Raw genomic sequence first — 15,847 nt, forward strand, 5'->3', positions numbered from 1 at the left:
AATAGCTATGTACCCTCTGTGCATTTTTCTACAATTAGTGTGTTTATACATATAAAAATAAAAATCTACCACTGAAAGGAGGACAGTCAGACTATTCCCCTCTTTTATAAGGCGTGAATAGCTGGCGTTCTCATGAAAAATTCTATTTACATAAGAAGAAGTTTGAAAGTAATTATAAAAAGAGAAGAAAATAAACTACCGAACATTTATTTAGCCACTGTTTTAAAAAACTTGGAAAATTTAGGATTTACTTTTTCCGAGCCTTTAATAGAAGAGTTGCAAACACTTTCGGTTGATGCATTCACATCGTTTTACAAAGAGTTGGTAAAACATTTAAAAGAAATGGTTGGAGCACATATTCAGTTTACTCCTATGTATCCAAACTTTCCGCAACAAATGATGGATTTAAGTGACGCTGATTTATACATTAATGCCATTATTCATTATGTGACGTTGCGCCTACCTGTATCAAAAGTAGAAGAACGACTCCCTCTTTTAGATAGAGTTGATTTGAAAGTTATTGACTTAGGAAGTGAAGAAGATTTCAATCAAATGATTTCTCAATTGATTAGTGCAAACAGCTCTATTTCCTCAACTGATAAGACGGATGTAGAATGCGCTATTACACACACTGAAGATGTTTCCTGTTTTCTACCTAATGTAATTCCTCATAAGGAAAATATGTCTTTTATAATTGGGGTTTTATTAATAAACAGAAAAATATCAGCCGATGCTGCTGCAAAGTATTTTAAAACAGCAACTGATGTTCTTCGCCTTGCAGTTGCTTTATCTGAAGGCGATGTGAGTTTAGCATCCTCCGTCCGATTCAAGAAGTTTAACCGAGCAGAAAGACGCTTCCTTTTAGGATTGTTAGAGCAATGCGGAAACATTACCGAAGATATGCTTCGATACAAAAAACGTTGGATTCGTTTAGGTGAAATTCTTCATCCAGCAGAATATCATACTCGTTTCCCAAAAACCCACCGAGCATTTGAGATTCTTCGCAACAACATTAAAGTTGAAACATTTAATGGAAAAATAGAAGCAGCTTTGTTGAATCGTGATATCATGACAGCAAAAAATCTTTTAAAAACTCGCCCGGGGGAATTTGCCAGACGCTTGGATCATTTAATCCGTTTATGTAGTGATAAGTCAACAGATGTTTTCAATATTCTCGAAGATTTTCTAAGTATAATAGGAAACGTTTCTACTCCTGTATTACTTCAACTCACAGCTCATTTTAAGCATCGAAATGATAAAAATGAATTTCGTACCTTTTTTCCAAAGGGAAATGCAGCAAAAGCTATAGGTATCGAAAATACACTTCCATTTATCTCAGAGGATATTTGTTTAATGATTGTAAAAATGTGTGAAGATACTTTAAAAAATCGCTTCGCAGAACTTCCAAGTCTCGGAAAAGTATTTTTGGATGAACAGTTAAAAAATCACTTAGTTCCCTTCTCTCAACGTTCAGCCAGCAAAGCGCTTCGCACATTATCTCGAGGAAGTAAAGTAGATTTGCCAGAAGGAGATACGATTCGTTTTTTCCTATGGTGGAAAGAAGGCTATGTGAATGGACAACATACAGGACGTGTTGACATTGATTTATCTGCTGCAATGTACGATGAAGATTGGCAATACAAAGAACATGTATCCTTCACGAACTTACGTTCAAAAAATTTCAAAGCCTACCATAGCGGAGATATTACTTCTGCACCAAAGGGGGCATCTGAATTCATTGATTTCGATATTCCGTCTGTGCTGAAATATGGTGCACGCTATGTAGTAATGACTTTGCTTTCTTACACAGACCAACCGTATAAAGATTTACCAGAATGCTTTACTGGTTGGATGGTTCGTCAATATCCTGGTTCAGGTGAAATATTTGAACCTTCTACTGTTCAAGATAAAGTGGATATTACTGCCGACACCCAAATCTCTATTCCAGTTATTTTAGACTTAAAGGAACGAAAATTGATTTGGACAGATTTGTCTCTTACGAGAGATCTAACTTATGATAATACCATCGAGGCTAATCAAAAAGGTATGATACTAGTTGGGAAGGCTTTAACTAATTTAGTTAAACCGAATTTATATGACTTGTTCCGATTACATATTGAAGCTAGAGGTGAACTCGTTCAAGACATCGAAGAAGCAGAAAGCATTTTTTCTTTGGATAAAGGGATTACTCCTTTCGATATTGAAAAAATAATATCTGATTTTATAGCTGACTCAAAAGGCTAACTACATTACAAACATTGATAATGCGTGGAAAATATCGATGTATAATGTCTATGTGAAACAGGACCTGATAGATGCATATCAGGTCCTGTTTTTTATTTAGTAGATACTAAATAGTCCGGTTAATCACTATTCATCTAAATACACTATACTAATAAAGTGAAATTTATTCGAAAGAAGTTCATTAGTTAATATGTATCTAATTAAGAAACAGTCATATACCAGCCCAAACATCTTTTCCATATCGCCCTTCATCTTGCACACGATCCAACCAATTTCTTGCTTCTTGTTCACTGACTTCATGAATTTCTTGATATGCTTGACAAAGGGTATCTTCTACATCCGGAGCCATTTTACTTCCATCACCACATATATAAAGATGAGCTCCATTATCTAATAACGAAATTAAATTGATTCTATCTTGTTTTATTAAATGCTGTACATATGTTTTTGGATGTCCCTCTAGACGAGAAAAAGCTGTGTGTAAAGAGATTAATCCATCTCTTTCATCATTTTCTAGTTCTGTACGATAAAGATAATCTTTTTCAGGATGACGACAACCAAAATATAGATGTGCTTCTCCTAAGTTAATACCTTTTTGCTTTTGAACACGACGCGCTTGCAAGAATCCACGGAATGGTGCAATTCCAGTACCTGGCCCAACCATAATAATTGGTGTTTCTGGATCTTTAGGTAATTCAAAGTTTGATTGTGGCGTTCGAATGAAACAGATAATCTCATCTTTATTATGACGCTGAGCTAAGTAATTAGAAGCGACTCCTTCATATGTCCCTTCCCCACTCCATGCAGGCGCATTAACAACACCGACCGTAATGCTCAGACGATTCTGTGCAACGAGTGGAGAGCTTGAAATAGAATAGTAACGCGGTTTGAGCGCAGGAAGAAGTTCTAAAAAGCGTTCAAATCGGATTTCACAAGCCTCATACTTTTCAAGAAGGTCCAACATTGAAATCCGTTTCTTTAGTATTTGTTCATGGTAAACTCCTTCTTCTAATAATGCTTCCAATTCTTTTTTATGAGGAGGACATGCTGTGAATGTTACCATTTCTCGTATTTGTGCTCGAGTGGCTGCTTCTTGAACTTCAACACTATAACTAAGAAGGTCCAATAAACTAACAGGACTGTCTAAAGGTATGTGATTTATACTTCGTCCACTTGCACTCAGTATAACTTGATCCTTCCCATTTAATCCAAAACGTTTTAAAATTCGGTTGATATTTTTCTCGCTATTAACTGGCAACACTCCAAGGTGGTCTCCTTCTTTATATGTAGCGCCTTCTGGCAAGGATACCTCGATATGTCGTGTACTTCTATCACTACTGGATGATTGGAGTTCACGATTTTCTAGTATAGATGCATAAACTGCTTCATATGTTCGTGCAAGAGGAGATCCTCCAAGACGACTGACAAATTGCAAACTCAAAGTACTGCGCTCTTTTTCCATATTTTTGTTGAGCTCCAATCCAAATGCCTTCATTGCATCAGACCACATACTTTGTTTCCATTGCTCAAGCTGTTCCTCGAAATCACCACTTGCATCTGCTTCTCCGCGTTTAGAAAATCTTGTTGCTCCTTTTTGAGCCATCTGCTCATCAATGTATCTTGGAATCCGTTGATAGGTACTAGCCCAATTATGATCTCCACAACCAAAAACTGCGTATTGAACACCTTTTAGCTCATCCGGTTTTAGTTCCTCCAACCATTGCACAAACTGCCCTGCATTACTTGGTGGTTTTCCATTATAAGAAGAAGTCACAATAAGTACCGCTCCTTCTTTTGGCAAACTTCCAATTCGATCGTTAAGAGCTACCACTTCCGTTTGAACCCCTTCTAAACTAGCTGTATCCGCTAATTCTCTTGCAATACCTTCTGCTACCCCTGTATCCGAGCCATACAGAACAAGAAGTGAAAGATTATCGGCCCCAATAATAGAAGGTGTCTTCTGAACGTGCTGCTTAATTTCATCGTTTTTCAGCTTGTCCTCTGTAGGTGCAAGAGCAGTAGGATGGCTAATAGTTTGTTTTCGGGGTAGAATCCTAATCTTAAAATCACCGGGCTTTAGCGTTAATGTTTGTTTTACTTCCAGCTGATAGTTTTGATAATCGATTAATTCAAAATGTTGAAGAAGCATTCCCATTACAAGAGTGGCTTCATGAAGTGCAAATTGCATACCGATACATGCTCTCTGGCCATTTCCAAATGGCTTATAAGCATGATTAGGAACCTTATCCAGCTCTTCAAATCGTTCAGGTTGGAATTCTTCCACATTGTCTCCCCATGCATCTTTATCCCTATGTAGCTGTGGAATAAGAACAGAAATACGATCTTCTCCTTTCTTAATTGGGTATTTCCCGCCAATCACTGTATCTTCTTTTGCATAGAGACTGAATGCTGGAGCGGTAGGCCATAGACGCAGTGATTCATTTAAAATCATCCGTATATACTTCAGTTTCATAACTTGTTGGTATGTTGGAGTCGAATCTGTCAAAACACGGTCTACTTCTTCATAGGCTTTTTTCAATTTATCCGGATTCTTTAATAAAAAGTAAATTGCAAAAGATAACAATCCACTTGTTGTCTCATGCCCAGCTATTAAAAAAGTGATAATTTGGAAACGAATGTTTTCATCATCTAATTTTTCACCAGTTTCCGGATCTGGCACATTTAACATACGGGAAAGTAAATCATTTTCTTCCTGATTTCCACTACTTTTACGTTCAGCAATAATATTATCTACTAAAGAAAACATAGATTGGATATCATGCTGAAATTGACGTTTCGTTCTCCACATAAGTTTGTCTTCTATATCCAGCCGCTGCAATTGGTGCATCGCCTCATCTAGAGCACGGGTCATGCTAGTAATAAAAGGATGAGGTGTCTCACGATAAAAGCTATTAAATCGGTAATTAAAACCACATAGACCAATTGTATCTAACGTAAGGCGAGTCATATCCTCTGGAACATCTACGTTTTCATTCGGATTAAGCCGTGCCCATTTTTGAACGAGTTGTACAGCAATATCAACCATCATAGCATGGTAATCTTTCATTGCCCGTTGGCTAAATGTAGGCATCAAAATATTATGAGCTTTTTTCCAGTTAGGCTCGTGAGTCTCGCTTGTAAATAATCCGTCTCCAGCAAAGGCGCGAACTTTTGCTAAAGCACCCTCTATACTTTTATCGAACCGTGTTTCGTCACAGACTTCTGCTACCAGTTCATGTCCGGAAACGACAATAATGGTATCACTTAAAGTTTGAATTTGAAAAATGGGACCATACTCTTCCGCTATCTTGATAAAGGATAGGGTCGGTTTATCTTTATCGATTAATGGGAGATTACCCAGCGGTCCATATGTTTTCGGCTGAGGAATGGCAGATACTTTTTTTTCCATTTAAAACACCCTTTCAAAAAAGCATGAAATAACATATCCCATTTAATAAAGAGGAAATAGCAACTAATCGCCTGGGATAAAGATATGTAATTGATTACCTTATTTTATCTTTTCCCTAACTATTCATGATTATGATATTACGTATAAGCTTGGCAATTAGATTTCTAACTTGTAGAAAAATACTAAATTAAAATGAAGCGAATAAATATAGTTGGAGCCTTTTAATGTTGGTGTTAAAAGATAATCTAAACTTGTAATGTTTATGAGAAATTGCAAACGGATCTCATCTCTTGTATTTGTTTATAAAAACGATTATTTTGATTCATTTTCTTCTAAAACACCCCAAAAATAGAGAAGTTGACGAGCTTAAGATTGTAGTATTCGAAAAATCAGTAGTTTAGTTAAACCAATACGATAAGCAAGTATACCGTGTTACTAATGAAAGAGGACCTGATATGAACATCAGGTCCTCTTTTACTATATAATTATTTCCCTGCTTCTTTTAGTTCTTTTCCAGCTTTAAATACCGGCGCCTTAGCAGCAAAAAACTTGTAGGAATCATTATCAAGCGTTTTATTTTTCTCTACCGATTTAGCTTCTCGACAGCTTCCGCACTTGTATCTACACGTTTAACGAAAAAAACTAATAGTAGTGCAACAACATTCATGCCAAGCGCTACATAAAACGAATATTGAATTCCAGATAATAAAGCCTTCTGAGTTACTATTGCCTTCGTAGTTTCTGTAAAGGTTGTTGGATCTATATGAGACATTAAACTTTCAGCTTTTGTTTTTGTTACAGAGTTCATAATCGTAACAAGAATAGCAGTACCAATCGAACCAGACACTTGTTGAGCTGTATTATTAACAGCTGTACCGTGCGGATTTAAGCGAGTTGGCAATTGATTAAGACCATTTGTCATAAGTGGCATCATAACCATCGCCATCCCAAACATCCGCAGTGTGTAGATAAGAATAATATGTGTGTGACTAGAGTCAATTTGCAGACTTGCCAACATATACGTTGAAACAGCTGTAATGGAAAGCCCCACTATGCCAAGAATCCGAGGACCATATTTATCAAATAGTTTACCTGTAATTGGTGACATAATCCCCATTATTACCGCACCTGGAAGCATCATCAGCCCAGAGCTCAGCGGCGAAATACCACGGACGTTTTGTACATAAGCTGGTGTTAAAATCATACCCGAAAACATGGCCACCGCGTTGACAATTGCAATTACAGACGCAAGTGCAAACATTGGGTACTTGTAAACACGTAAATCCAATAACGGCTCATCCATTTTTAATTGACGAATAATGAAAGCAATTAGGGCAATAGCGCCTATGATTAAGGTTGTTAAGACAACTTTATTCGTCCAGCCATCGGAGCTTGCAGAACTGAATCCATATAACAAACCGCCAAAACCGACAGAAGATAATAGTAATGAGAGATAATCAAGTTTTGCATTTTTGTTTTGTTTCATGACATTCTCAGATTTCCAAATCCCTAACAGTAAGCTAATGATTGCTAACGGTAAAATCATTTCAAAAAGCAAACGCCAGTCATAATACTCTACAATATAACCTGATAGTGTCGGCCCAATTGCTGGAGCTGTAATCATAACTAGTCCAAAAATCCCCATTGCTGTTCCCCTTTTTTCTCTCGGAAAGCTTACTAGCATAATATTCATTAACAAAGGTCCCATAACTGAAGAGCCTGCCGCTTGAACCATCCGACCAGTAAGTAATAAACCAAAGTTAGGTGCTACAGCCGCTAAGGCAGTACCAAGAATAAAAATCACCATAGATGTAATAAATAGGCTCCTATTCGAGAAACGCGTTATTAAAAATGCTGAGGCCGGAATTAATATACCACTTACAAGCATATACCCTGTAGAAAGCCACTGGATCGTTGAATAATCTTGAATGTTTAAATCTTTCATTATTGATGGCAAGGCTACATTTAAAAGGGAGTTATTTAGAAATGAAACAAATGCCCCAATAAAAAGGATTACAAGCATTACATATGGTGGTTTTCTTTTATGTAATGTTTCACTCATATATTTAATTGCCCCTTCATTATAAATTTCATTGATTCGTTTAAATCGTTTACATATTTGCACAAGAAAATATTACCCTTGCAGTATTTTGCCAAACTCTTCGAATGGATATTCTCTTTTTAGCAATTCCACTTGCTCAACATACCATTTTAAAATCTTTTTGTTGATTAAACCTTTATAAAAATGTTTGTTAACGGAATTTAAATTAGGCTGAAATACACAAAATAAGCAACTGAAAATCCCCTTCTAAAATAAAGTGAAGCTTTAAATCAATGGGAATTTTACAGGCAGCGAGAAAAACCAAAAAGACCACGCACCCATTCCTTTAAATACAGGCTTGTAGATCTAGTTATGTAACCATCCATAAAAAGGAATATTACATAGGCTAAGTCTAACATTACATTTTTAAAGTGAGGAGAATAAGCGTATGGACCAATATTGGTATTTGAATTCACAGGGAAATGGGCAACAATATAATAACCAAATTTCATTATATTCACAGTCCGAAATAACTACATCTGAGGTAATGAATGATTTGAAGATTCCTGAAAATTGGAGTTACCGAGTCTATCCAGTTAGTTGGGATTCATCAGCCAATTATACGGGGTTCAATCCCCGCCCCCCTCTCTTCTCTTGGGGGCAGCCAATTAATTATGGAGGGATAATGCCCCAAGGTCATCCTGCTAATTGGACTCCATTACCAAGTCATGCAGGTTTTAATTTTCAAAAACCTCCCTTCCCCTGGGCGCAACCATTCAATCATACAGGGATGTTCGCACAAGGTCATCTTGCAGCTTTACTATCGCCGCCAGCCAAGCCTTTTCATTTCAATACCAATAACTCGGGTGTTTTTGGAAACCCTCCAGGATGGGGTGGTCCGTGGGCCCCAATGGGATGGGGAAATAACGGAGGTAACGGTCAGCTAGGAATGCTTGGAAACTTACTTACAGCAGGAAAAGGCACCATGAGTGGAATAGGAATGATCAGTAGTCTAATCGGGATGGGGAAGTTCTTCTTTTAGTTAATTAGAACAGGAGAATGTGGCTGTAGCTTTAATCAGCCACATTTAAGGACAGTAATCTCCCACCTAACTTCCTAGCATAGCATTCGCGGAAATTTTAGGTGGATATGTATTGTTACAAGTTACTGTTTTACTTTGAGTGCTCCTTTACTTTCTTATCAAGTGCCTTACTATAAGCATCTTTGTTTTCCTGTGATAACTCATAAATTGCTTTTTTCCAATGCTCTCCGTCTACACCTGATAAAAATTCAGTACCTTTCATTGTAGCTTCTTGAATCTTCTGTTTATCTTCTTTACCAGCATCCTTAATTAACTTCGTTGCTTTTCTTGCCTCTGTTACCCCTTCTTGTATGGATTTGTGAATGTCTTTGTATGTATCAGGTACTTTTATGTGTTCCATATTGTCTAAAATTTTATCTATCTCGTTTGATGTTTTTAAAACAGCTTTTGCTTTTTCTTTGTCCTTTAAGGATTCTCCTAAGTTTAGTAACAGTTCATCCTTCTTAAATTGGAACTCTACCACTTGCTCACATATGTAGTACGGATACTGTTGTTCAGAAATTACTGTTTTCGTTATTGCTTTACTAGTTTGCTCAGTCTTATGAGTAGAATCTTTATCTCCTACCTCGCATCCGACTAACAGCATAAATGGAACTGCTAACGTTACTAGTTTCTTTGCTCTCATTATGTATTCTCCTTGTAGAAAGTATTGTAAGTAATTAACATATCAAACTATAACATACATTACATTATGGTTCACTTCCATTACGCTTTTAAAATATAAAATACGAATACACCCCATAAGCCACAAATAAGATTAATAGAATAGAAATGCCGAGTACCGTATATATAATCCATTTTAAATTTGAGTTCATATAATCCTCCCACCTCTCGACAATTCCAGTATATAACAAAAAAGCATTGGATACCCAATGCTTTTTACACTTACGCAAATAAAGAAGTATTCGCATATAAAGCTGGTGAACCACCTGAATGTACGAATAAAATATTGTCTTCCTTATTAAATTTATCTTTTCTAATTAAGTCGATTAATCCCGCTACTGCCTTACCTGTATACACTGGATCAAGTAAAATACCTTCTGTTTTCGCAAGTAACTGAACTGCCTCTACCATTTCCGGCGTTGGTAACGCATAGCCTGGTCCTACATATTCATCAAAGCACGTAACAGCGTCGCGCGAGATAAAGTTTGGAATACCAACATGTGCTGAAGTTTCATCTACAAGTTTTGCTACTTTCTCTTCTTGCTCAGCTTTTCCTCTACTTACGTTAATCCCGATTACAGGAATATGGCTTTGTGTTCCAGAAAAACCAGTAACTAAACCAGCATGCATACCGCCGCTACCACTTACACAAACAACTGAACTGAAATCAATTCCTTGCTCAAATGATTGCGCCATAATTTCTTGCGCACAAGCAACGTATCCCATAGCGCCCGTAGGGTTTGATCCACCAACTGGAATTACATATGGTGTATTCCCTTTTTCACTTACTTCTTTTGCTACTTTATGCATTTCTTCCATCAGGTCTGCTCCGTTCGGTACAACAATTACATTTTCAGCACCTAATAAGTGATATAAGAAATAGTTTCCGTTAAAGTCTCTCTTCTCTTCTGGCTCAAGCCCTTCCTCTAATACAAGGATACATTTCATTTTTTCTTTTACCGCAGCTGCCAGTGTCAGGCGGCAATGATTTGACTGAATACCACCAGCTGTAATTAACGTATCTGCACCATTTTCCTGTGCATCCGCAACTAAAAATTCTAACTTTCTCGTCTTATTGCCACCAGCTGTTAAACCAAGTAAATCATCTCGTTTAAAATAAATAGTTGGGCCACCAAGTGCTTCAGAAAAGTTGTTTAACTTTTCAATTGGTGTATATGATTCTGTATATTTTTTTCTCGGGAATTTAGCTAAATTCATTGTAACGCTCCTTTTGTACTTCTTTCACAATATATGTAACGTTACTATTATTACACGTAAAAATGGTGAAGTCACCTTTCTCGGTTAAAAATGTATTAAAATTCGGTACATGAAATTTATATCGGCGGTTTTTCAAATATATCAGCGATTTTCAATTTATATCGGCGATTTTCAAAATATATCAGCGATTCTCAATTTATATCGGCGATTTCTCAAATATATCGACTTACCGACAAAAAGTGACAAAATAAAAAGAGCCCACACATTCAAATGCAGACTCCCTCTAATCACTTATTTACCGAAAAACGAAGTAACTGTGTTAATCCCGGCTCTAAATTCATTTCACCTTTATGGCGTACGTATACGACTTTATCCCCATCAAATTTCGGAGGGTTTGCTTTACTATACGTATGCCACTCATTCGTTCCTTCTATAGAATACTCCATATATTCAGTTGCACCGACAATTATATTTTCACTATCATCTGCCGTTACATTTGGTGCCATCTGCGCAATTTTTGAATCACTAATTAATAACTTCTTTATATCCTTATCACGTTTGTAATCGTAAGCTGTCACAATTACATCGTTACCATATGCTTTCACTTGTAACCCTTGTTTAAATGAATAGCCATCTGGAGCAGTTTTCTCTCCTCCATTTGGTCCTGCTGACATCCAGCCTGTTTCAATCCCGCCCGTATTTACAACAGTGAAACCTTTTTCATCTCCGCCTTTAATTTTCTTTTTACCAGCCCAGTCAGGTAAGTTTAAATCCCAATGCGTATGGCTCGTGAAGAAAACAACCTGCGGATAGTCTTTTAATATATCGTACAATTTATCCACGTTTAAATAATCTTGTAAATACGGCGATTGTCTTGATCCCGATACCGTATCAGGTAAAACGTGATGAGAGAAAATAAAGATTGGCTTATTTTTATCTTTTTGACTATACTCTTCTAAATTTTGTTTTAACCAACCTAATTGCTCATCACTCATATATACTTCGTCCCACATTTTTGAATCGTGGTATTTCATATATTTTTCAGTTCCTAAAAATAAAAGTGGATAGCCATCTAATTCTTTTTTATGATATACCTTTTCTTGTCCACTAAATTGTAAGTAGCGACCAAATAGTGTTTCTTCCGTTACACCATTTGGCCATGTACTTTGAGAGAGTTTCCCATCCGCTGTCCATTTACCAGCATAAAACTCATGATTCCCAACAGTAGACCATACATTTTCCGGATGCTTATTTTTATTTAACACACGCTTTACATCATCATATTGTGACTGTTGTCCAGTCGGCGTTATATCCCCATTCATAATAAGCGCTCTAGAAAGTGGCGTTACTTTATTCATATCTTTTAATACGTGATCAAAATCTCCTAAATCACCTTGAATGTCACTAATAACATTAAAAGTTGTAGCTGATTTTCGAACTTGCTCTTTCCCTTCCGCATGTGCTGAAAATGTAGGTAATAATGCCGCCATAACTGCTAACGAAGCAACTGTCTTTTTCATACAAATTCTCCCCCTAATAATAGAATGTACAAACTGACATATTCTGCTTTCTCTTAGGTGCTTGTCCAATTCACATTATAGGGGGAGATTGTAAAGATTAATGGAATAAAAAATTAAGTGTTTTTTAAGAGATTTTGTCTTTTTTCACACTCCACAATTAGCAATTCGCGCCAATATAGCTTTCTAGTCTTTAACATTACATAAATGTAAATGAATATGATGAATCTCTTAGTTTAATATGTTGTCTTTTTAATCTCTGTTATATAACCGCCACAAAATATGCTATCTTTTCAAGTTCTCTTTCTTTAATAAACGTTACTCCTCTTTTAATTAGCCTTAAAATTGTAAAGTGGCTTAATAATATGTTTAATATCAATTGTTTCTTTTGTATTCTCAATAATTTCATCCATTGGCTTATATACCATTGGTGCTTCATCTAAAGTACTTTCTGCAACAGATGTAGTCCAAACCTCTGTCATTGTATTTTGAAAATCCTCTAAGTTAAGTACTTCTTTCGCCTTCTTACGGCTCATAATACGCCCTGCTCCATGAGGGCCAGAAAAGTTCCAATCTGGATTTCCTTTACCAAATGCAATGATTGAACCATCTCTCATATTGATTGGAATGATTACTCGTTCATCTTTCTGAGCTGAAATAGCACCTTTTCTTAGAATCATATTGTCCATATCGATGTAGTTATGGATTGTAGTGAATTGATCTGTTACTTTCCAATCCATTTTAGTGACGATTTCATCAATCATTGCTTTACGATTTAACTCCGCATATTTTTGTGCAATTTTCATATCATTCATGTAATCTTTAAATCCTTGTCCTTCTAAATAAGCTAATTCTTTACGAATCACCGGTTTCTTAATTTCACGTAAAGCTTCATGTATTTCTCGTTGTCTGCCTTCTTTCGTTAAACGCTCAATCATTTCTTCTTTAATAGATTTAACGTTTATAAGTTGCTCGTAAGCAAAGTTTTGATAATACTCTGCTACTTGTTTCCCTAAATTACGCGAACCACTATGAATAACAATGTATACATTTCCTTCATCATCCTCATTCAGTTCGACAAAATGATTGCCCCCGCCAAGTGTACCAATACTTTTTTGAGCACGTTGCAATGTAAACGGGGCTCTTACACTATCAAAATCAATCATTTTTGAAAATCTATGTTCCTTATCTCGAATACGAAAACCACTTGGGACAAATTTACGTATCGTTTCGTCTAAGTAATCGAAGTTGATTTCCTCTTTTTTCTTATTAATTATAACAACCTCCATGCCACAACCAATATCGTACTTACCTCCCAGTTTCCTGAAAGTGTGGACTATACCTTCTCTACAGTCATCGAGATATGCAGTCTCTACTGTAGGCTCACCGTATTAATTATTCCTCTTCAACTCAAAATGGATGAGGAATAATTCTGTACCTTAGTCTGCTAACATGGTACAAGTCTCTGAACCATTCGATTATGTCACCATAACCACTGGCTGCTGATTGCCCTCGTCTTTTATCGTTAGGGTTCCCAGTCAATTGAGTGAGTAGTTTAAAGTCTGAGCCGATTAGTTAACCCCGACTAAATTAGGAACAATCTTATCTTGAATTGTCATTGTTGTCCCAATCGTGCAACCTGCACCCGCATGTGTATCTGGCATAATACGAATCTTGCTATCCTTTACGAATTCTTGGTTACAAAGATCAATAATTTGACCTGCTGCCGTTTCTTCTACATTCGTAGTATATACTTTCGCTTCATTGTATTTTCCTCGTAATTTCAACATCTTCTATTTCCCCTTTCCTTTAGTTTCTACAAAACATTAATTTATACATATTATATATTTATAATTATATTTTCCACCACTACAGCTCATTTCCTTTTTTATAAAAAAAGACACAGAGATTCCTCCCCATGCCTACTAATTTCCTACCTTTTCACCGCATGCACATAATGCACTGTCTCAAAAGCTTTCAAATAATCGTTTCGTCCTTCAAAATATAATTTATTTATGTCTTCTGGCGATAAATGTTCATAAATGAGTAAGCCCGCCTTCTCTAACAGTGCTTCCATTTCGGCATAAGAAAAACATGATTTCATCGGTTCTCCGCCTACCGCAGCCATTTTTACCATGTTTTCAACTCGATTGGACAGTCCCTTTTCCGTAAACAAGTTTTCATCGGGATAATCGAAAACGATAGAACTTCCTTCTGGAACCATCTCAAATAAACATTCTATTAAACTAGAAAGTTCCTCTTTCGTTAAATAGTACGTTACACCTAATAGACTAAAGAACGTCTTTTTATTTTCAAATCCTTCATTCCGTAACTGCTCATAGAAAAATCCTTTCGTGAAATCCATCGAAACAAAATGAAGGTTATTTGGAACTTCAAGTTCTACTTCTTTTATTCTTTCCTTCTTAAACGCCTGCGTAGAAGGATGATCCACTTCAAATATTTCTATTTTATTCTCTAACTCTCGGTTTCTAAAACTGAACGTATCTAAGCCTGCACCGAGTATGACGTATTGTTTCGCTCCTAATGTAATTTCATGTAGTAATACTCTTTCACAATATGCGGCACGTGCTAAAGGTGTTGGTGATAACTGAACTTGTGTAATCCATTTTAATATTTCTTTTGGATTGTCTTGAAACTGCTCTGCAATGTCTGTATTGAAAAAGTGAATCCCTTGAACCATGTTCGTTTCAATATTGTTACGTTCTTTTTGTGAAATGAAATCTTTAGCTACATAATCATTAAAGATTTTAGGACTATCAAATTCACTATGATACGCCCTTCCGAATGCTGATACTAACGACGTTACACTTGCTTCACCTTGTTTCACGCACATACACTCTCCTTCATTTTCACAACAAAAATAGGGTTCCCCTGGCCAGGAGAACCCTATTATACACCTTATTTTTATATTGGTAAATTATATCATAAATAAGTTTTTTTGTCAAGTTTTCAGCCTACTAACGCTCCAATAATTTGTGTAATCTCTAGCAGGAAGATTTCAATCTACACCGAATATTCCAGTTCATAACAATACAAATGGAGGGCGTCATGAAAAGATTAGTCTTCATTACAGTTGGAAAAACACACAGTGGAAAAACTACATTTGCAAGAGCATTAGAAAAAGAGTTACCCCACTCTTTCGTTATGGATCAAGATAATCAAGCTGAATTTATTAACACGCATTACGAAAAATTACAGCCGGCTAAAGGCCCTAATACATTTAAGCACGGTCTTTCAAAATTCATTGTTGATTATGCGAAAGAACATTCAAATTTACACCTTATTATTAGTCACTCCAATCGCAGTAAAAATGGAAGGTTATATTTACTAAACGAATTATTTCCACAGAATGAATATGTACGCATACTCGTTCATTTTGACATTCCAGATGATGTACTTTACGAAAGAGTGGCTCGAAGCACGCGAAGTACCAATATTTTTAGAGGTGGATATTCTAGTTTCAAAGAAGTATTTGATCGACAACAAACTGAATCACTTCACGATGATGTGGTAGATCCTATAGAAAATGAGGCTGATTATTTGTTTGTTATTTGCAATAATAAAGATATAAGCTTTACTATTGAAGAAATTGTTCATCTAGCTAAAGATTTATCCCCTACTCCAAAATAAGA

The 15,847-nt window shown here is 36.2% G+C and carries 11 protein-coding genes; 3 read left to right on the forward strand and 8 right to left on the reverse strand.

Features of this window, described 5'->3' with window-relative positions; translation table 11 throughout:
* Positions 1-132 precede the first annotated feature (132 nt).
* The gene (locus HMPREF2590_RS30030; RefSeq protein WP_050821983.1) at positions 133-2,244 is read left to right on the forward strand and encodes a TerD family protein; all 2,112 of its coding nucleotides are present in this window, start codon (positions 133-135) and stop codon (positions 2,242-2,244) included.
* A 211-nt stretch (positions 2,245-2,455) separates the two neighbouring features.
* Here HMPREF2590_RS30030 and cypD read toward each other — a convergent pair whose 3' ends face one another.
* On the reverse strand, positions 2,456-5,653 hold the full coding sequence (gene cypD / locus HMPREF2590_RS18365; RefSeq protein ID WP_050821984.1) for a bifunctional P-450/NADPH--P450 reductase: 3,198 nt from the start codon (positions 5,651-5,653) through the stop codon (positions 2,456-2,458).
* Between the two features lie 583 nt (positions 5,654-6,236).
* Positions 6,237-7,715 (reverse strand): DHA2 family efflux MFS transporter permease subunit, encoded by a 1,479-nt coding sequence (locus tag HMPREF2590_RS18370; RefSeq protein ID WP_000005138.1) that lies wholly within the window; start codon positions 7,713-7,715, stop codon positions 6,237-6,239.
* A 427-nt stretch (positions 7,716-8,142) separates the two neighbouring features.
* Between HMPREF2590_RS18370 and HMPREF2590_RS18375 the strand changes: the two genes are divergently transcribed.
* Entirely contained in the window at positions 8,143-8,736 is a 594-nt protein-coding gene (locus tag HMPREF2590_RS18375) for a hypothetical protein (protein ID WP_000373146.1), read from the forward strand.
* Positions 8,737-8,866: 130 nt separating this feature from the next.
* Here HMPREF2590_RS18375 and HMPREF2590_RS18380 read toward each other — a convergent pair whose 3' ends face one another.
* From HMPREF2590_RS18380 to HMPREF2590_RS18410, 6 genes are all read right to left on the reverse strand, one after another.
* Positions 8,867-9,421 carry a hypothetical protein gene (locus HMPREF2590_RS18380; RefSeq protein ID WP_001201801.1) on the reverse strand — a complete coding sequence of 185 codons (555 nt, stop codon included), beginning with the start codon at positions 9,419-9,421 and terminating at the stop codon, positions 8,867-8,869.
* Positions 9,422-9,681: 260 nt separating this feature from the next.
* Positions 9,682-10,677 carry a D-cysteate sulfo-lyase gene (cuyA, locus tag HMPREF2590_RS18390; protein WP_001046618.1) on the reverse strand — a complete coding sequence of 332 codons (996 nt, stop codon included), beginning with the start codon at positions 10,675-10,677 and terminating at the stop codon, positions 9,682-9,684.
* Between the two features lie 287 nt (positions 10,678-10,964).
* The gene (locus HMPREF2590_RS18395; protein WP_000754269.1) at positions 10,965-12,197 is read right to left on the reverse strand and encodes a DUF4073 domain-containing protein; all 1,233 of its coding nucleotides are present in this window, start codon (positions 12,195-12,197) and stop codon (positions 10,965-10,967) included.
* 326 nt (positions 12,198-12,523) lie between these two features.
* Complete coding sequence (locus HMPREF2590_RS18400) at positions 12,524-13,483, reverse strand: RtcB family protein (protein WP_050821985.1); 960 nt, start codon at positions 13,481-13,483, stop codon at positions 12,524-12,526.
* Between the two features lie 282 nt (positions 13,484-13,765).
* Positions 13,766-13,984, reverse strand: a complete 219-nt coding sequence (locus tag HMPREF2590_RS18405; protein ID WP_000916247.1) for an RtcB family protein — start codon at positions 13,982-13,984, stop codon at positions 13,766-13,768.
* 143 nt (positions 13,985-14,127) lie between these two features.
* Entirely contained in the window at positions 14,128-15,048 is a 921-nt protein-coding gene (locus HMPREF2590_RS18410) for a class I SAM-dependent methyltransferase (protein ID WP_070861491.1), read from the reverse strand.
* 215 nt (positions 15,049-15,263) lie between these two features.
* Between HMPREF2590_RS18410 and HMPREF2590_RS18415 the strand changes: the two genes are divergently transcribed.
* Positions 15,264-15,845: an AAA family ATPase gene (locus HMPREF2590_RS18415; RefSeq protein WP_050821987.1), complete on the forward strand. Its 582-nt coding sequence runs from the start codon at positions 15,264-15,266 to the stop codon at positions 15,843-15,845.
* Positions 15,846-15,847: the final 2 nt, after the last annotated feature.

This window comes from Bacillus sp. HMSC036E02 (genome assembly GCF_001836235.1).
GTDB classification, from domain to species: Bacteria; Bacillota; Bacilli; order Bacillales; family Bacillaceae_G; genus Bacillus_A; species Bacillus_A cereus.